The organism is Lentzea jiangxiensis (assembly GCF_900104175.1).
GTDB lineage: Bacteria > Actinomycetota > Actinomycetes > Mycobacteriales > Pseudonocardiaceae > Lentzea > Lentzea jiangxiensis.
Genome location: NZ_FNIX01000010.1, coordinates 27,970 through 45,039, shown reverse-complemented (window position 1 = coordinate 45,039; position 17,070 = coordinate 27,970). Strand labels below are relative to the sequence as shown.

The following is a 17,070-nucleotide window of genomic DNA, read 5'->3' as shown; positions in this document are numbered from 1 at the left end:
AGAGAAATAGTTTGGTTCTAGATTAGTTTGGTACCGTGGTGTCATGGGCACGACGGGGTGTACTGACCTGATGATGCTGCTGCATCGGACGGGACACGCGCTGGAGACCGAACTGACGGCGAGGTTCGCGGAGATCGGACTGACTCCGCGAGCCCGCTGCGTTCTGTCCAGCGCCCTGGACGCGGGGCTCACGCAGACCGAGATCGCCGACATGATCAGCATCGACAAGACGACCATGGTCGTCACGATGGACGCGCTGGAGTCCGCCGGGTACGCCGAGCGCCGGCCGTCGGCGACGGACCGCCGCGCCCGCGTCGTGGTCGTGACCGAACTGGGCCGCCAGATCGTGGCGAAGGCCGACGGCCTGTACGAGGAGGTCGTGGGCAGCGTGCTGGGCTCGTTGCCGGACGACGAGCGCCTCGGCCTGGTCAACGGCCTCACGCGGCTGGTCGAGGGTCGCCTCGGCACCCCGATGCAGTGTGAGAAGCCGCCTCGCAAGCGTGCTCTGCGTCATGCGATCGGGTAAGAGATAGTCCCGTACAAAACTATCTGTTACGGTTCCTCTTATGACTACAGGGGGATCGAAGACCGACGCGCGCTGGCTGGCGCTGGTCGTGCTGTGCGCGGGGATGTTGATGATCGTGCTGGACCAGACGATCGTGAACGTCGCGCTGCCCGCGATCGAGGAGGACCTGAGGTTCGGCCAGGCCGGGCTGGCCTGGGTCGTCAACGCGTACCTGATCGCCTACGGCGGTCTGCTCCTGCTCGCGGGTCGCCTCGGTGACCTGATCGGGCACAAGAAGGTGTTCCTGATCGGCCTCGGCGTCTTCACGCTCGCGTCGCTGCTGTGCGGCCTGGCCGTGAGCTCCGAGATGCTGATCGTGTCGCGGTTCGTGCAGGGCGCGGGCGGTGCGCTGGCCACGTCCGTGACGCTGGGCATGGTCGTGACGATGTTCCCCGAGCCCGACGAGCAGCGGCGTGCCATCGGCGTGTTCAGCTTCGTCGCGGCGGCGGGTGCGTCCATCGGCCTGCTGCTCGGCGGTGTGCTCACGGACGCCATGTCGTGGCACTGGATCTTCTTCGTGAACATCCCGATCGGCATCGTGGCCGCCGTCGCCGCCGTGCGCCTGGTGCCGGACTCCGCCGGGCTGGGCCTGCGCGAGGGCGCGGACGTCCTGGGCGCGCTGCTGATCGTCGCCGCGGTGATGCTCGGCGTCTACACGATCGTCAAGGCCGAGCACTACGGCTTCGGCTCCGCGCACACCCTCGGACTGGGTGCCGTCGCGCTGGCGTTGCTGGCGGGATTCGTGCTGCGCCAGCGGACCGCGCGGAAGCCGCTGCTGCCGTTGCGCGTGTTCAGGTCCCGCAACGTCAGCGGAGCGAACCTCGTGCAGATCTCGATGGTCGCCGGCATGTTCGGGCTGTTCTTCCTCGGCACGCTCTACATGCAGCTCGTGCTGCAGTACACGCCGTTGCAGATCGGCCTCGCGTTCATGCCCGTGGCGGTGGCGATCGCGGTGTTCTCGGTGTCGCTCTCGGCACGCCTGAACGCGCGGTTCGGCGAGCGGAACATGCTGATCCTGGGCTTGTCCCTGATGCTCGTCGGCATGCTGGTGTTCACGCAGGTGCCGGTCGACGGCTCGTACGTGGCGCACATCCTGCCCGCCGTGGCGCCGATCGGCATCGGCATGGGCCTGTCGTTCCCGGCTCTGATGACGCTCGCGATGTCGGGTGCGGCGCACGACGAGGCCGGTCTCGCGTCCGGTCTGGTGAACACGACCGCGCAGGTCGGCGGCGCCCTGGGGCTCGCGGTGCTGGCGACGACCTCGACGACCTACACGTCGTCGTTGCTGGCGTCGGGCGTCGGCCGGCTGGAGGCGCTGACCTCGGGCTTCCACCTGGCGTTCTGGATCTCCGCCGTGCTCGTGGCGGTGGCGCTGGTGCTCGCGGTGTTCGTGCTGCGGCAGGTCGCCGTGTCCCGTGACGCCAAGCCCGTGCTGGTGCACTGACGGAGAAGGGGGTGCGCGCCGGTCCCCCCGGCCCGCACCCCCTTCCCGAGCTGCTCAGACCTGCGGTTCGTTCTCGATGCGCTTGAGCTGGTGGCGCGCCAGCGCGAGGTTCGACTGGTCGCGCTCCAGCACGAGGTACAGGAAGAGCGACCCCGGGCCTTCACGCCGCTCATCAGCCTGATCAGGTGGTACTGGCGGTGCAGGGTGATCAGGATGTCCTCGATGGTGTCGTTGAGGCCGAGGGTCTGCATCACCCGGAGCTTCGACCGGACGACCTCGGTGTTGCCGGCCGCCGCGATCTCCAGGTTCAGCCAGTCACCTCCACCGCTGGTGCCCAGCGACATCCCGCTGGTCCGCCCCGCCGCGACCCGAGGGCGCAGCGAGGGCAGTCCCCGGTGTGAAGAACTGAAAGCGGTCGCGACCGGAGCGATTTCCAGCAGCCCTTCACCGAGCATCCGGGAGATCTCGACGGTGACCGGGTGCAGGCCCCTGCCGATCGCGAACGCGATGTCCCTCGCGCTGCGCCGGCCGACGAGCGCCGCTGCGAACGACCCGGATCCGGCGCTCTCGACCGCGATGACCACACCGCGACGCAGGTGGAACAGCCCGCCCGCGTTGCCGGAAACGCACAACGCTCCCGTGGTCCGATTCACATGGCATTGCCTCAAGGCATCCGCGAGGGCGCCGAATGCGGCTCGATGGTCGCCCAACAGAAGTCACTCCGGGTTGTTTCGGCCTTGCAGAACGGAATCAGGACGAATGATCACGAGCGGGCACTTCTTCCTCATGGAAAGAGCGGTCGGTGCCGTTACTTCCTACCTGCAGGTGTGAGGAAAGTGCGCCAGGTACCACGCGATCGGGTGAACGATTCCAATTCGTGCGGCAATGTGGATACTGGATTTATCGAGTGCCTATTGGATTTGTGCCTGGTTTTCTCGCGCTGGCGGACGAGGCCGGTACGCAAAATCGCGAAGTCGGGGTTGCGCGCTTTCAGCGCCTCGACGAAGCCGGCTTCGTCGCGAACACGCACCCGGCGCCCGCCGGTCGGGCCGGTTCTGCCGCGGATCGCGTGCCCGGTGCCGGAGTACCGCCGGTCACAGCCCTCCCGAACTGCGCCCGCCGTGCGCGGCTACCCTTGCTCGCACATCCCGTACCTGTTCCCCAAGGAGTCACACCGTCGTGTCCGAGCGCACCCTGGTTCTCGTTAAGCCCGATGGCGTCGCCCGTGGTCTCGTCGGCGAGGTGATCGCCCGCATCGAGCGCAAGGGCCTGAAGCTCGCCGCCCTCGAGCTGCGCACCGCCGACCGCGCCACCGCCGAGCAGCACTACGCGGAGCACGACGGCAAGCCGTTCTACGGCGACCTGGTCGACTTCATCACCGGTGGGCCGCTCGTCGCCCTGGTCGTGGAGGGTGTCCGGGCGATCCCGGCCTTCCGCCAGCTGGCCGGTGGCACCGACCCCGTCGAGAAGGCCACGCCCGGCACGATCCGCGGCGACTTCGGGACCGAGGTCCAGTACAACCTGGTGCACGGGTCGGACTCGGCGGAGTCGGCCGAGCGCGAGATCAAGATCTGGTTCCCGAACCTCTGAGTGGGGTTGGGAGTCGAAGGGGCCTTCACCGGGTTTCGGTGAAGGCCCCTTCTCGTTGGTTCTCGCGTTGGCGGAGTGTCTGGGAAGGACGGTTCGGCGTCGCCTTCGCGGTGTTCTGGCCGCCGCGTCCTGTCAGGCTCGCCGGGGGCTGCTGCCGAGGCCGCCTGCCTTGGCGCCGTTGAGGATCGTGCCCTCGGGGTAGCCGAGCGGCAGGTACATCCGCACGTCGTCCCACCGTTGCGCGCCCACGGCGATCGCGTTCGGCATCCGTCCCCACTCCCGGAAGCCGATGCTCTCGTAGAGCTCGATCGCGCCGTGGTTGTTGCCGCGCACGCCGAGCATGACGATCTCGATGCCCTGGGCTCGTGCGTTGTCGACCAGGCCCTCCACCACCAGGCGGCCGAGTCCCAGGCCGCGGGCGGACGGGTGCGCCATGACCTGCTGGACCTCGGCCCGGTGCTGGAACACCGCGGTCGGGCCCCGGCGCCACAGGCCCACCGCTCGCACGACGCCGTCCACGAGGGCCGCGGTGAAGGCGGCGTCGCCGTCCCGGACCTGTTTGAGGACCGTGTCGAGCCAGGTGGAGATGCGGTCGTAGGTCGGGGGCTCGTGGTAGCCGACCGCGCCGCCTGCCGCCACGACGTCGTGCACCACCGCGTGGATCTCGGCGCGGAGGTGGTCGTCGGCTTCGGTCAGCCAGTGCAGTTCCGGGGTGGGCATGGGGCGATCGTAATTGCGTCGAAAATTGTCGGAGGGGTTCGTTAACGTCGGGTGGGTGGACAACCTCGTTGAGGCCAAGGCTCTGACCAAGCACTTCGGATCGTTTGAGGCAGTGCGCGGGATCGACGTCGAGGTGCGCAGGGGTGAGGCGTTCGGGTTCCTCGGGCCCAACGGGGCGGGCAAGTCGTCGACCATGCGGATGATCTCGTGCGTTTCCGGGCGCACGGGCGGGGATCTCGAGGTGCTCGGCATGGACCCCGCCACGCAGGGGCCGAAGATCCGCGCGCGGCTGGGGGTGGTGCCGCAGCTCGACAACCTCGACACCGAGCTGACGGTGCGGCAGAACCTGCAGATCTACGGCCGGTACTTCGGGATGTCGCGGGCGAGGTGCCGGGAGAAGGCCGAGGAGCTGCTGGAGTTCGCGCAACTGTCGGATCGGGCGGACCACGAGGTCGAGCCGTTGTCCGGGGGCATGAAGCGGCGGCTGACGATCGCGCGGTCCCTGGTGAACGACCCCGAGCTGCTGCTGCTCGACGAGCCGACGACCGGGTTGGACCCGCAGGCGCGCCACCTGTTGTGGGACAGGCTGTTCCGGCTCAAGCAGGACGGCGTCACGCTGATCATCACGACGCACTACATGGACGAGGCCGAGCAGCTCTGCGACCGGCTCGTCGTCATGGACGGCGGGCGGATCGCGGCGGAGGGGTCGCCGAGCGAGTTGATCAACCGGTACGCCACCAAGGAGGTGCTGGAGCTGCGGTTCCAGCCCGGGGCGGAGAAACCGGACCTGGCGCGGTTCGCCGACAGGGTCGAGGTGTTGCCGGACCGGCTGCTGCTGTACACGCCGGACGGGGAGCAGACGCTCGCGAAGGTGCACGAGCAAGGGGTTCAGCCCGTGCAGAGCCTGGTGCGGCGCAGTTCGCTGGAGGACGTGTTCCTGCGGCTCACCGGCCGGACGCTGGTGGACTGATGGAGACGTTGAGGGCTTCCTGGTTCGGGTTCGAGAAGACCTGGACGTGGTACCGGCGCAACTGGCGGGCCACGGCGGTGTCGAGCTTCCTGACGCCGGTGCTGTTCCTGCTGGCGCTCGGGCTGGGGTTCGGGTCGCAGGTGCAGTCGACGGCGTTGATCGGGGGCGTGCCGTACCTGCAGTACCTCGCGCCCGCGCTGATCGTGGTCACGGCGGTGCAGGGGGCGACGTTCGAGTCGACGTACCCGGTCATGTCGCAGTTCATGTGGCAGAAGTCGTTCGTGGCGATGGTGGCCACGCCGATCACGCCGGCGCAGGTGCTCTACTCGCAGGTGATGTGGATCGGCTCGCAGCTGCTGCTGCGGGCGGGTGTGTTCGTGGGCATCGCGGCGCTGCTCGGTGCGGCGGCCGGGCCGGGGATCCTGCTGGCCATCCCGCTGGCGACGCTGGCGGGGCTGGCGTTCGGCGCGCCGCTGGTGGCGTACAGCGCGACCTTGGACAAGCCGGACGCGTTCACCAACATCTTCCGGTTCGTGCTGATGCCGATGACGTTGTTCACCGGCGCGTTCTTCCCGGTCAGCCAGCTGCCGGACTGGTTGCTGCCGCTGGTGTGGCTGACGCCGGCGTGGCACGGCATCGAGCTCGCGCGCGGGGCGACGTTCGGGACGTTGGGTGTGTTGCCGGCGTTGGGGCACATCGCGTACCTCGGAGTGTTGGTGGCCGTGGGGATCGCGCTCGGCGTGAAGTTCTTCCACCGAAGGCTGGCGATGTGACATGACGCAGACCCTCGACCGCGCCGGCCAGGCGAAACCCGCCAGCGTGGGGTTGTTGTGGCGCGTGATCCCGCCGGGGCTCTACGGGCGCAGGGCGAGCAAGCTCGTCGAACGGTCCGCCGTGGCGAACCGGCGGGCGTGGTTCGTGCTGATCGGCGGGGCGTTCGAGCCGCTGCTGTTCCTGTGGTCGCTGGGGCTCGGGTTCGGGCAGATGGTGTCGTCGGTGGCCGGGCCGGACGGGCAGCCGATCAGCTACGCGGCGTTCGTGGCGCCCGCGCTGCTGGCGGCGAGCGCGATGAACGGCGCCGTGCACGACGCGACGTTCAACGTGTTCTTCAAGTTCAAGTACGTGAAGCTCTACGACGCGATGCTCACGACGCCGATGGGGCCGATGGACATCGCCATCGGCGAGATCTCGTGGGCGCTGCTGCGGGGCGGCCTCTACTCGGCCGGGTTCCTCGGCGTGATGCTCGGGATGGGGCTCATCGCCTCGCCGTGGGCGTTGCTGGCGTTGCCCGCGGCGCTGCTGGTGGCGTTCGCGTTCGCGGCGGTGGGCATGGCGGCGACGACGTTCATGAGGTCGTGGCAGGACTTCGACCTCGTGCAGCTCGCGGTGCTGCCGTTGTTCCTCTTCTCGACGACGTTCTACCCGCTGTCGGTCTACCCGGGCTGGCTGCAGACCGTGGTCACGTGGACGCCGCTCTACCACGCCATCGAGGTGATGCGCGGCCTCACGCTGGGCGTCGTCGGCTGGGGCATGCTCGGCCACCTCGCCTACTTCGCGGTGATGGCGGCCGCGGGAACGGTCGTGGCGGCGCGGCGCCTGGGAAAGCTGTTGCTGGACTGATCGAAAACCGGTCCCGGCACGCGATTCGGCCCCTCCCCGGAGGGGCCGTTACTCTGGTCGCGTGAGTGTCGAGTCTGTTTTCCCCAGGTTGGAGCCACTGCTGCCGCGGATCTCCAAGCCGGTGCAGTACGTCGGCGGGGAGCTCAACGCGACCGTCAAGGACTGGGACGCGGCGTCCGTGCGCTGGGCTTTGATGTACCCCGACGCGTACGAGGTCGGCCTGCCCAACCAGGGCGTGATGATCCTCTACGAGATCCTCAACGAGCTGCCGGACGTGCTCGCCGAGCGCACGTACGCCGTGTGGCCGGACCTCGAGAAGCTCATGCGCGAGCACGACGTCCCGCAGTTCACGGTCGACGGGCACCGCCCGCTGAAGGCGTTCGACCTGATGGGCATCAGCTTCGCGACGGAGCTGGGCTACACGAACATGCTGACGGCGCTGGACCTCGCCGGCATCCCGCTGCACGCCGCCGACCGCACCGAGGACGACCCGATCGTGGTCGCCGGCGGGCACGCGGCGTTCAACCCGGAGCCGATCGCGGACTTCGTGGACGCGGCGGTGCTCGGCGACGGTGAGGAGGCCGTCCTCGAGATCACCGACATCGTCCGCGCGTGGAAGGCCGAGGGCTGCCCCGGCGGCCGCGACGAGGTGCTGACCAGGCTCGCCGAGACCGGCGGCGTGTACATCCCGCGCTTCTACGACGTGGAGTACCTGCCGGACGGCCGCATCCAGCGCGTCGTGCCGAACCGCGACCGGGTCCCGTACCGCGTCTTCAAGCGCACCACGATGGACCTCGACGCGTGGCCGTACCCGAAGCAGCCCCTGGTGCCGCTCGCCGAGAGCGTCCACGAGCGGATGAGCGTCGAGATCTTCCGCGGCTGCACCCGAGGCTGCCGCTTCTGCCAGGCGGGCATGATCACCCGGCCGGTGCGCGAGCGGTCCATCGAGGGCATCGGCGCCATGGTCCAGAAGGGCCTGGAGGCGACCGGCTTCGAAGAGGTCGGCCTGCTGTCGCTGTCGAGCGCCGACCACAGCGAGATCGCCGAGATCACCAAGGGCCTCGCCGACCGCTACGAAGGCACGAACACCGGCCTGAGTCTGCCCAGCACCCGCGTCGACGCGTTCAACATCGACCTCGCGAACGAGCTGTCCCGCAACGGGAGGCGCTCGGGCCTCACCTTCGCGCCCGAGGGTGGCAGCGAGCGGATGCGGCGCGTCATCAACAAGATGGTGTCCGAAGAAGACCTCATCAGGACGGTGTCGGCCGCGTTCTCCAACGGCTGGCGGCAGGTGAAGCTCTACTTCATGTGCGGCCTCCCGACCGAGGAGGACGAGGACGTCCTGCAGATCGCGGAGATGGCGAAGAACGTCATCCGCGCAGGCCGCCAGGCCAGCGGCCGCAACGACGTCCGTTGCACCATCTCGATCGGCGGTTTCGTGCCCAAGCCGCACACGCCGTTCCAGTGGGCCCCGCAGTGCGACCCGGACGTCGTCGACGACCGGCTGCGCAAGCTCCGCGAGGCCGTCAACGCCGACCGCAGCCTCGGCCGCAACATCGGCATGCGCTACCACGACGGCAAGCCGAGCCTCATCGAAGGCCTGCTCAGCCGCGGTGACCGCCGCATCGGCAAGGTCATCGAGGCCGTGTGGCGCGACGGCGGCCGGTTCGACGGCTGGAGCGAGCACTTCAGCTACGACCGCTGGACCGCGAAGGCCGCGGAGCAGCTCGAACCGCTCGGCGTCGACCTCGCCTGGTTCACCACCCGCGAGCGCGAGGAGCTGGAGGTCCTGCCCTGGGACCACCTCGACTCGGGCCTCGACAAGGAGTGGCTCTGGGCCGACTGGCAGGACGCGCTCGACGAGCGCGAGCAGGACGACTGCCGCTGGACGCCGTGCTTCGACTGCGGTGTCTGCCCGGCGATGGGCACGGACATCGAGGTCGGCCCGACGGGCCGCAAGCTGCTGCCGATCTCGCCGGTCGGCGTCGGCTCGCCGGTGAAAAACCCGGCGCTCACGCCGTAGCTCCTCCGAGGTCGGGGCCCGCGAAAGCGGGTCCCGACCTCGTTGCGGGGTGGCCTACTTCGTGACCGCGGCCAGCGCGTCCACGAGCCCGTGCCCGTAGAACGAGTTGTACTCCGAATAGCCGGTGCAGAACGCGTCCTGCACACCCGTGCCGTTCAGGTCGTAGTCCGCCGGGCACGCCAGCGTCTCCGCCTGGGCGTTCAGCATGCGCCCCAGCGACACCGCGTCCGCCTCGGGATGCGTCGACGCGATCAGCGCCGCCACCCCGGCCGCGTGCGGGGCCGCCATCGACGTCCCGCACGAGTGGTCGTAGCCGGTCGGCACGGTCGACAGCACGCACCCGGTCGGCGTGCGCGCGTCGCCGCCCGGCGCGGTCACGTCGATCGCGCCCAGGCCGTACGAGCTGTACCCGGCCTTCGTCTTGGTCGACTCGACCGCCGACACGCCGACCACGTTCTTGAGCTGCGCCGGCAGCACCACGCAGGTCGAGTCGACCGGCCTGGTCTGGGCGTCGCCGTTCGTCGGGGACATCGAGTCGCGGCCCGGCCTCGACAGGTCCGCCGCGGCGTTCCCGGCGGCGGCGACGGTCAGCACGTCGCGCGAGGTCGCGTAGTCGACGGCCCGGCGCACGGCCTCGTAGACGACCCGCTGGCCCGGTGCGCTCTGGCACGTGAACAGGTACGGGTCGATGAAGTAGCTGTTGTTCGTGATCGTCATGTTCCGCGAGGCGGCCCACATGAAGCCGCACACCGCGTACTCGGGGTAGATGAAGCCCTCGTCGTCGACGACCTTCACGGACGCGATGCGCACACCCGGTGCGACGCCCGTGATGCCCCGGCCGTCGTCGGCCGCGGCGATGGTGCCGGCCACGTGCGTGCCGTGGGCGGACGTCGTCGGGGCCCACGCGGACGGCGACGGGTCGGGCTTGCCGGTCAGGCACCCCGCGGACAGCTCGGGTGCCAGCGCGTCCACCAGGTCGGGGTGGCGCGGATCGACGCCGGAGTCCAGCACGCCCACGACGACGGACTTGTCGCCCGTGGCGATCTCGTGGGCGGCGGAGGTCTTGATGAGATCCATGTCCCATTGCTCGCCGGGGCGCGCCCCGGCCGGCCGCAGGAGCTCCGTGTCGTCCTTCTTCCGCTTCGCCGACCGCTTGGCGATGCTCTCGCCCTGGGCGCTGTAGGCGCGCTGCGGGCCGATCAGCTTGAGGAACGACGGGTCCGGCGAGGTCGCGACGGCGACCGAGATCTCGGGGTAGTAGACGGTCGTGGTGCCGCAGGCCTCAGTGATCTCCGCGTCGGCCATCGCAGGGGTCGTGAGCTGCGAGAACACCACGAGGTAGCGCAGCAGCGGACCCGGCTGGATGCACGAGGGGGTCGTGGGGGACACCCAGGGCTGCGCGGCCGCGGGCACGGACGCCGTCATGCACCCTGCGGCGAGCAACGCGGTCAACGCCGCCGCTCGAGCGCGGTGGAGCAGAGGCACCAGGGACCTCCAGGTAGGCAGGGCGTCCAGTCAGCCGGACCGTAACCACGCGCAACGATCTAGACAAGCTGAACGTTCTGAATCAGGTTCACGGTACCGTCCTACCGGACGAACAGCCTGCGCCGATGGGACCGCTCACCCGTCGGAACACCACTCGGGAGCACCACTGAGCCGCAACCTGCCCAACAACCCGTCGGCCGCCGCCGTGCAGAAACTGCGCCTCCGCTACACCAAGCGGGGGAGGCTGCGTTTCACTTCGCACCGCGACATCGCTCGCACGTTCGAACGTGCGCTGCGCCGCGCAGGCGTACCCATGGCGTACTCGCAGGGGTTCAGCCCTCACCCGAAGGTGTCGTGGGTCGGCGCCGCGCCGACCGGCGTCGCCAGCGAGGCGGAGTACGTCGAGGTGTCCGTGGTCGAGGAGGTGGACCCGGAGGCCCTCAGGACGGCGCTCGACGAGGCGTTGCCCCCCGGCATCGACGTCGTCGACATCGTCCAGGCCAAGGGGGGCAACCTCACCGAGCGCATCGACGCGAGCGAGTGGCGCATCGAGCTCGACGGCGTGGAGCCGGAGAAGCTCGCGCAAGCGGTGGGCGCCTTCCTCGCGGAGGAGTCCGTGGAGGTCGAACGGCTCACCAAGAGCGGCACGAAGATGCTCGACGTGCGGCCTGCCGTCGTGTCGGCGCTGGTCGAACCCCGTTCGAGCGACGCCGGACACGATGAGGCCGGAATGTCACAACCGTGTGGGATACTCATGACGGTCGTTCGGCAGGTAACGCCTACCGTCCGACCCGACGACGTGCTGAACGCGCTTCGCGTCGTGGCCGACCTCGTGCCGCCGGTACCTGCGAGAGCAACCCGGATGGCGCAGGGACGGCTCGACGGCGAAGGCAGGCTGGTGGACCCGCTCCAACAGGACAAGGAGTCCTGACGAGCGCAGACAGTGTCCACCCAACTGCCGTTCGCCGCGACGCGCGATTAGGAGGAGCGGCGCTGACAGCGGCGTCGTCGTAGGACCTGCGCAAGCGTGCGTCCAGTGAGGCGCCACGCCGCTGCGCGCGAGGCAAGGATTCCCGCCGCGAGCAGCGGCGGAGAGAGACAAGAGAGGCCCCTGCGCGGCCGCGTCCTCACGGGACGCGCCCGGGGGTGGAGGAGCTGCATGTCGAACAAGGAACAGCCTGCCGGTGGTACCGGCGGGCAGGGTGTCGTTGCCGCGCGCCCTGAGCTGGCGGACCTGCCGGACAAGCTTCGGGTCCACGCGCTGGCGAAGCTGCTGGCGGTCAGCAGCAAGGACGTGATGACGGCGCTGGCCGACCTCGGTGAGGTCGCCCGCAGCGCGCAGTCGAGCGTCAGCCGCGACGTCGCGCTGAAGGTCGCCGAGACGCTCGTCGACTGGGACGACGTGGTCACCGGCGAGGTCACCGAGGACTACGAGGCCCCCGCGGTCCCGGCGTTCGAGGCACCGGCGCTCGCCCCGATCTTCGCCGCGCCGAGCGCGGTCTTCCTGCCGCCGACGCCGGTCGAGCGCCCGAAGGCGCCCGTCTCGCCGTTCGTCGTCGAGGAGGAGCCGGTCGAGGACGAGAAGTCCGTCGGTGAGATCGCCGCGGACGAGCTCGACGCCGCCGAGGCGGAGACCGACGCGGACGCCGACGCCGACGGTGATGACGAGAGCGACAGCCGCCGTCGCCGCCGCCGGGGCCGCCGTGGCCGCGGCCGCGGCAAGGGCACCGACGCCGAGCCGGACTCCGAGGAGTCCGACGAGTCCGAGGACGCGGCCGAGGCCGCCGAGTCCGAGGACGCCGCCGAGACCGAGGACGAGGGCGACGAGGGCTCGACCCGCCGCCGTCGTCGCCGCCGTCGTCGCAAGACCGGCGCGGACGAGGACGTGACGTCCGAGGACGACCCGCCGAACACGGTCGTGCACGTCCGCGAGTCCCGCGACGCGCGCGACGACAAGGCCGACTCCGAGGCCGCGCAGAGCGAGGTGCGCAGCATCCGCGGCTCCACGCGCCTCGAGGCCAAGCGTCAGCGCCGCCGCGACGGCCGCGAGGCCGGCCGCCGCCGCGCCCCGGTGCTGACCGAGGCCGAGTTCCTGGCCCGCCGCGAGGCCGTGGCCCGCACGATGGTCGTCCGCGAGCGCGGCGACCGCACCCAGATCGGCGTGCTGGAAGACGGCGTGCTGGTCGAGCACTTCGTCACGTCGTCGGGCTCCGGCTCGATCGTCGGCAACGTGTACCTCGGCCGCGTGCAGAACGTGCTGCCGAGCATGGAGGCCGCGTTCATCGACATCGGCCGCGGCCGCAACGCCGTGCTGTACGCCGGTGAGGTCGACTGGGACGCCGCCGGTCTCGAGGGCAAGTCCCGCAAGATCGAGCAGGCGCTCTCCAGCGGCGACTCCGTGCTGGTCCAGGTCACCAAGGACCCGGTCGGCCACAAGGGCGCCCGCCTCACCACCCAGATCAGCCTCCCCGGCCGCTTCCTGGTCTACGTGCCGGGCGGCGGTGCCACGGGCATCAGCCGCAAGCTGCCGGACAACGAGCGCAAGCGCCTCAAGGACATCCTCAAGAGGGTCGTCCCCGAGGACGCCGGTGTGATCATCCGCACCGCCTCGGAGGGCATCGCCGAGGAGGAGCTCGGCCGCGACGTCACGCGTCTGCAGGCCCAGTGGAAGGTCATCAAGGAGAAGTCCGAGAGCACCTCCACCAAGGCGCCGACGCTGCTCTACGAGGAGCCGGACCTGCTGGTGAAGGTCGTCCGCGACCTGTTCACCGAGGACTTCGCGCAGCTCGTCGTCCAGGGCGACGAGGCGTGGGACGTCATCGACGGCTACGTCCGCCACGTGGCGCCGGACCTGCAGGACCGCCTGAAGAAGCACGTCGGCAACAACGACGCGTTCGTCGAGTACCGCATCGACGAGCAGCTGATGAAGGCGCTCGACCGCAAGGTCTGGCTGCCCTCGGGCGGCTACCTGATCATCGACCGCACCGAGGCGATGACGGTCATCGACGTCAACACCGGCAAGTTCACCGGGTCCGGCGGCAACCTCGAGGAGACCGTCACCCGCAACAACCTGGAGTCGGCGGAGGAGATCGTCCGCCAGCTCCGGTTGCGGGACATCGGCGGCATCATCGTCATCGACTTCATCGACATGGTGCTCGAGTCGAACCGCGACCTGGTGCTGCGCCGCCTGACCGAGTGCCTCGGCCGCGACCGCACGCGCCACCAGGTGGCCGAGGTCACCTCGCTGGGTCTCGTCCAGATGACCCGCAAGCGGGTCGGCACCGGCCTGCTCGAGGCGTTCAGCCAGACGTGCGAGCACTGCCGCGGCCGTGGCGTCGTCGTGTCCGCCGAGCCCATGCACTCGCACGGCGGTGGCAACGGCGGCGGCCAGCAGCAGCAGCAGCAGGCCCAGGGCGGCGGCCGCAAGTCGCGCCGCAACAAGGGGGGCGGCGAGCAGGCGGCCGAGACCCCCGATGTCGTCGAGGCGTCCGTCGAGGCGCCCGAGGCGCCGGCCGAGGTCGTCGTCGAGCCGGGTGAGCCGGAGGACGTCTCCGAGGACGTGGTCGCCGCGGACCAGGAGCACGAGGGCCACGGCCGTCGCCGGCGTCGCCGCCGCGGCCGTGACAAGGAGCCGCAGGCGGCCGTAGACGCGGTCGTGGCCGAGGAGCAGGCGCTCAACGGCACCGTGCCGCACGAGGTCGCCGAGGACCCGGCGCCGGTCGAGGTCGAGCCGGTCGTGGTGTACGAGACCGAGCCCGTGGTGATCGAGGAGACGGCCGAGGAGCTCGTCGAGCCGGTCACCCCGGAACCGGTCGCCGAGAAGCCCCTCGCGACCGGCCGCACCGGTGCCCAGCGCCCCGTCGAGCCCGCGCAGGAGCAGCCCGTCGCCACGGGGCGCATCGGCGCGCAGCAGCCGGTCGCCGAGGCCGGGCCCGCGGTGACGGGTCGCATCGGGTCCCAGCGCCCCGTGGTCGCCGAGCCCGAGCAGGCGCAGGAGCCCGTCGCTGCCCCGCAGCCGGTCTCCGCGCCCGAACCCGTCGCCGAGGCCCCTGTGGCCGCTGTGGAGGCCCCTGCGGCCCGTCCGCGGCGCCGTGCGGCCAAGCGCGCCGCCGGTGCGCCGGTCGCGGCGGAGGCGTCCGCGCCGATCGTCGTCGAGGTGCCCCAGCAGCCCGAGGTCCAGATGCCCGCACCGGTGGTCACCACCACCCGCCGGCGCCGCGCCGTGTCGCGGCCCGCGGGACCGCCGGTCCAGGAGGACTGACGCACCGGCGAAACCGGGGCTGCCTCATCGAGGCGGTCCCGGTTTTGCGTTGTGGGGGCCACGCGACCTGCGGAAACGTGATCCAGGTACCCCGGTTTGCTCCCGGCGTACCCACTCCCGTAACCTTGACGACGGCCCGCCATCCGACGGGTCCTGTCGTGTGCCTCCTCTGGTGCCTGTGGTGGAAACACCGTTCCCAGATTGGTTGGCGCACGGCCCGTCACCATCGAGTAGCAGGAGACTTCCGTCCTGATGTACGCGATCGTCAAGACCGGCGGCAAGCAGTACAAGGTCGCTGTCGGCGACATCGTCGAGGTCGAGAAGCTCGAGGGCGAGCCGGGCACCGAAATCTCCCTCCAGGCTCTGCTCGTGGTCGACGGCACTGACGTCACCGCTGACGCGGACGCCCTGGCGAAGTTCTCGGTTACCGGCAAGCTGGTCGAGCACACCAAGGGCCCGAAGATTCGCATCCACAAGTTCAAGAACAAGACCGGATACCACAAGCGACAGGGTCACCGTCAGAAGTTGACCCGCGTCGAGGTCACCGGCATCACCGGTAAGTGAGGACCTGACTTCTCATGGCACACAAAAAGGGTGCATCCAGTTCCCGCAACGGCCGTGACTCCAACCCCCAGTACCTGGGTGTGAAGCGGTTCGGCGGTCAGGTCGTCAAGGCCGGCGAGATCCTGATCCGCCAGCGCGGCACCAAGTTCCACCCCGGCGTCGGCGTCGGCATCGGCAAGGACGACACGCTGTTCGCCCTGCTGCCGGGTGCGGTGGAGTTCGGTACGAAGCGCGGTCGCAAGACCGTCAACATCGTCCCGGTCGCGGTCTGAGGACCGTTTTCCGCGACGTAGTCAGACCTTTGCGAGGGGCGGGACCGGTCAACCGGCACCGCCCCTCGTTGCTTGTCCAAGCCTTTTGAAGGGAAGTAGTTCCGTGGCCCGCTTCGTAGACCGGGTGGTGATCCACGCTGCCGCCGGCAACGGGGGCAACGGTTGTGCTTCAGTGCACCGCGAGAAGTTCAAGCCGCTCGGCGGCCCGGACGGAGGCAACGGGGGCAAGGGCGGCGACGTCGTCCTCGTCGTCGACTCGCAGGTGCACACCCTGCTCGACTTCCACTTCCGCCCGCACGCCTCCGCCACCAGCGGCAAGTCCGGTGCCGGCGCGAACCGCGACGGCGCCCACGGCGAGGACCTGGTCCTGCGCGTCCCGGACGGCACCGTCGTGCTGACCGAGGACGGCGAGATCGTGGCCGACCTGGTCGGCGAGGGCACCACCCTCATCGCCGCCGCCGGTGGCCGTGGAGGTCTGGGCAACGCCTCGCTCGCGTCCAAGGCCCGCAAGGCCCCCGGTTTCGCCCTGCTCGGCGAGCCGGGTGAGACGCGCGACCTGGTGCTGGAGCTCAAGTCCGTCGCGGACGTCGGCCTGCTCGGCTTCCCGTCGGCCGGCAAGTCGTCGCTGATCTCCGTGCTCTCCGCCGCGAAGCCGAAGATCGCCGACTACCCGTTCACCACGCTGGTCCCGAACCTCGGCGTGATCACCGCGGGCGACACCATCTTCACGATGGCGGACGTCCCCGGCCTGATCCCCGGTGCGTCGCAGGGCAAGGGCCTCGGCCTCGACTTCCTGCGCCACATCGAGCGCACGGCCGTTCTCGCGCACGTCGTCGACTGCGCGACGTACGAGCCGGGCCGCGACCCGATCGCGGACATCGACGCGCTCGAGAGGGAACTGTCGGAGTACACCCCGGCGCTCGGCGGGAACTTCGAGGACCGCCCGCGCGTGGTGATCCTCAACAAGGTCGACATCCCGGACGCCCAGGACCTCGCCGACATCGTCCGCCCGGAGATCGAGGCCCGCGGCCTGCCGGTCTTCGAGGTGTCGACGGTCTCCCGCCAGGGTCTGCGCGAGCTGACGTTCAAGCTGGCGGAGGTCGTGCGCGAGTACCGCGCCGCCCAGCCGAAGAAGGAGTCGACCCGAATCGTGCTGCGGCCGACCGCCGTGGACGACCAGGGCTTCACCGTGACCGAGGACCCCTCGGTCGAGGGTGGCTTCATCGTGAAGGGCGAACGCCCCGAGCGCTGGATCCGCCAGACCGACTTCTCCAACGACGAAGCCGTCGGTTACCTCGCGGACCGCCTGAACAGGCTGGGCGTCGAGGAGAAGCTCGTGAAGATGGGCGCCGTCCCCGGTTGCCAGGTCACCATCGGCGACCTGATCTTCGACTGGGAGCCGACCACCCCGGCGGGCATCGCGATGACGATGACCGGACGTGGCACGGACGCCCGCCTCGAGCGCAACGACCGCATCGGCGCCCACGAGCGCAAGGCCCTGAAGAAGGCCCGCCGCGCGCCCGGCGACCACGGCGACGACTTCGACGAGGAGTAAC

The 17,070-nt window shown here is 69.9% G+C and carries 14 protein-coding genes and 1 pseudogene; 12 read left to right on the top strand and 3 right to left on the bottom strand.

What is annotated here, in order from left to right:
- Nucleotides 1-43 precede the first annotated feature (43 nt).
- Together BLQ91_RS24235 and BLQ91_RS24230 are read left to right on the top strand one after the other, a co-directional pair.
- Nucleotides 44-526: a MarR family winged helix-turn-helix transcriptional regulator gene (locus BLQ91_RS24235; RefSeq protein ID WP_218130392.1), complete on the top strand. Its 483-nt coding sequence runs from the start codon at nucleotides 44-46 to the stop codon at nucleotides 524-526.
- A 40-nt stretch (nucleotides 527-566) separates the two neighbouring features.
- Nucleotides 567-2,009 carry a DHA2 family efflux MFS transporter permease subunit gene (locus BLQ91_RS24230; protein WP_090100121.1) on the top strand — a complete coding sequence of 481 codons (1,443 nt, stop codon included), beginning with the start codon at nucleotides 567-569 and terminating at the stop codon, nucleotides 2,007-2,009.
- Nucleotides 2,010-2,063: 54 nt separating this feature from the next.
- On the opposite strand, the pseudogene BLQ91_RS24225 reads toward BLQ91_RS24230, so the two are convergent.
- Nucleotides 2,064-2,359: pseudogene (locus tag BLQ91_RS24225) on the bottom strand (hypothetical protein); the annotation flags it as partial.
- A gap of 829 nt (nucleotides 2,360-3,188) precedes the next feature.
- Here BLQ91_RS24225 and ndk point away from each other — a divergent pair.
- On the top strand, nucleotides 3,189-3,599 hold the full coding sequence (ndk, locus tag BLQ91_RS24220) for a nucleoside-diphosphate kinase (RefSeq protein WP_089928249.1): 411 nt from the start codon (nucleotides 3,189-3,191) through the stop codon (nucleotides 3,597-3,599).
- A gap of 132 nt (nucleotides 3,600-3,731) precedes the next feature.
- Here the strand turns inward: ndk and BLQ91_RS24215 are convergent, their stop codons facing one another.
- A complete protein-coding gene (locus BLQ91_RS24215; RefSeq protein ID WP_090100119.1) occupies nucleotides 3,732-4,319 on the bottom strand; it encodes a GNAT family N-acetyltransferase in 588 nt (195 codons plus the stop codon).
- A 55-nt stretch (nucleotides 4,320-4,374) separates the two neighbouring features.
- Here BLQ91_RS24215 and BLQ91_RS24210 point away from each other — a divergent pair, with 55 nt between their 5' ends.
- The 4 genes from BLQ91_RS24210 to BLQ91_RS24195 all read left to right on the top strand — a co-directional run bounded on the left by BLQ91_RS24210 (nucleotide 4,375) and on the right by BLQ91_RS24195 (nucleotide 8,932).
- A complete protein-coding gene (locus tag BLQ91_RS24210; RefSeq protein WP_176959934.1) occupies nucleotides 4,375-5,289 on the top strand; it encodes an ABC transporter ATP-binding protein in 915 nt (304 codons plus the stop codon).
- Nucleotides 5,289-6,062 (top strand): ABC transporter permease, encoded by a 774-nt coding sequence (locus BLQ91_RS24205; RefSeq protein WP_090100115.1) that lies wholly within the window; start codon nucleotides 5,289-5,291, stop codon nucleotides 6,060-6,062. Before BLQ91_RS24210 ends, BLQ91_RS24205 begins: the two co-directional genes overlap by 1 nt.
- Before the next feature lies 1 nt (nucleotide 6,063).
- Nucleotides 6,064-6,909 (top strand): ABC transporter permease, encoded by an 846-nt coding sequence (locus tag BLQ91_RS24200; protein WP_090100112.1) that lies wholly within the window; start codon nucleotides 6,064-6,066, stop codon nucleotides 6,907-6,909.
- A gap of 61 nt (nucleotides 6,910-6,970) precedes the next feature.
- Nucleotides 6,971-8,932 (top strand): TIGR03960 family B12-binding radical SAM protein, encoded by a 1,962-nt coding sequence (locus BLQ91_RS24195; protein ID WP_090100110.1) that lies wholly within the window; start codon nucleotides 6,971-6,973, stop codon nucleotides 8,930-8,932.
- Between the two features lie 54 nt (nucleotides 8,933-8,986).
- Here the strand turns inward: BLQ91_RS24195 and BLQ91_RS24190 are convergent, their stop codons facing one another.
- Complete coding sequence (locus BLQ91_RS24190; protein ID WP_245733780.1) at nucleotides 8,987-10,417, bottom strand: S8 family peptidase; 1,431 nt, start codon at nucleotides 10,415-10,417, stop codon at nucleotides 8,987-8,989.
- A 205-nt stretch (nucleotides 10,418-10,622) separates the two neighbouring features.
- Here BLQ91_RS24190 and BLQ91_RS24185 point away from each other — a divergent pair, with 205 nt between their 5' ends.
- From BLQ91_RS24185 to obgE, 5 genes are all read left to right on the top strand, one after another.
- The gene (locus tag BLQ91_RS24185) at nucleotides 10,623-11,348 is read left to right on the top strand and encodes a TIGR03936 family radical SAM-associated protein (RefSeq protein ID WP_090100106.1); all 726 of its coding nucleotides are present in this window, start codon (nucleotides 10,623-10,625) and stop codon (nucleotides 11,346-11,348) included.
- Nucleotides 11,349-11,576: 228 nt separating this feature from the next.
- A complete protein-coding gene (locus tag BLQ91_RS24180) occupies nucleotides 11,577-14,678 on the top strand; it encodes a translation initiation factor IF-2 N-terminal domain-containing protein (protein WP_090100104.1) in 3,102 nt (1,033 codons plus the stop codon).
- A gap of 252 nt (nucleotides 14,679-14,930) precedes the next feature.
- Nucleotides 14,931-15,242, top strand: coding sequence for a 50S ribosomal protein L21 (gene rplU, locus BLQ91_RS24175; RefSeq protein WP_065913850.1), 312 nt, complete (start codon nucleotides 14,931-14,933; stop codon nucleotides 15,240-15,242).
- Nucleotides 15,243-15,256: 14 nt separating this feature from the next.
- Nucleotides 15,257-15,514: a 50S ribosomal protein L27 gene (gene rpmA, locus BLQ91_RS24170; RefSeq protein ID WP_053735607.1), complete on the top strand. Its 258-nt coding sequence runs from the start codon at nucleotides 15,257-15,259 to the stop codon at nucleotides 15,512-15,514.
- A 103-nt stretch (nucleotides 15,515-15,617) separates the two neighbouring features.
- On the top strand, nucleotides 15,618-17,069 hold the full coding sequence (gene obgE / locus BLQ91_RS24165) for a GTPase ObgE (protein ID WP_090100103.1): 1,452 nt from the start codon (nucleotides 15,618-15,620) through the stop codon (nucleotides 17,067-17,069).
- The last annotated feature ends 1 nt before the right edge of the window (nucleotide 17,070 follow it).

Bases quoted from the DNA above. Each gene is read 5' to 3' on its own strand.
- BLQ91_RS24235 (WP_218130392.1), top strand. From the start codon at position 44: ATGGGCACGACGGGGTGTACTGACCTGATGATGCTGCTGCATCGGACG.
- BLQ91_RS24230 (WP_090100121.1), top strand. From the start codon at position 567: ATGACTACAGGGGGATCGAAGACCGACGCGCGCTGGCTGGCGCTGGTC.
- BLQ91_RS24215 (WP_090100119.1), bottom strand. From the start codon at position 4,319: ATGCCCACCCCGGAACTGCACTGGCTGACCGAAGCCGACGACCACCTC.
- BLQ91_RS24205 (WP_090100115.1), top strand. From the start codon at position 5,289: ATGGAGACGTTGAGGGCTTCCTGGTTCGGGTTCGAGAAGACCTGGACG.
- BLQ91_RS24200 (WP_090100112.1), top strand. From the start codon at position 6,064: ATGACGCAGACCCTCGACCGCGCCGGCCAGGCGAAACCCGCCAGCGTG.
- BLQ91_RS24180 (WP_090100104.1), top strand. From the start codon at position 11,577: ATGTCGAACAAGGAACAGCCTGCCGGTGGTACCGGCGGGCAGGGTGTC.
- rplU (WP_065913850.1), top strand. From the start codon at position 14,931: ATGTACGCGATCGTCAAGACCGGCGGCAAGCAGTACAAGGTCGCTGTC.
- rpmA (WP_053735607.1), top strand. From the start codon at position 15,257: ATGGCACACAAAAAGGGTGCATCCAGTTCCCGCAACGGCCGTGACTCC.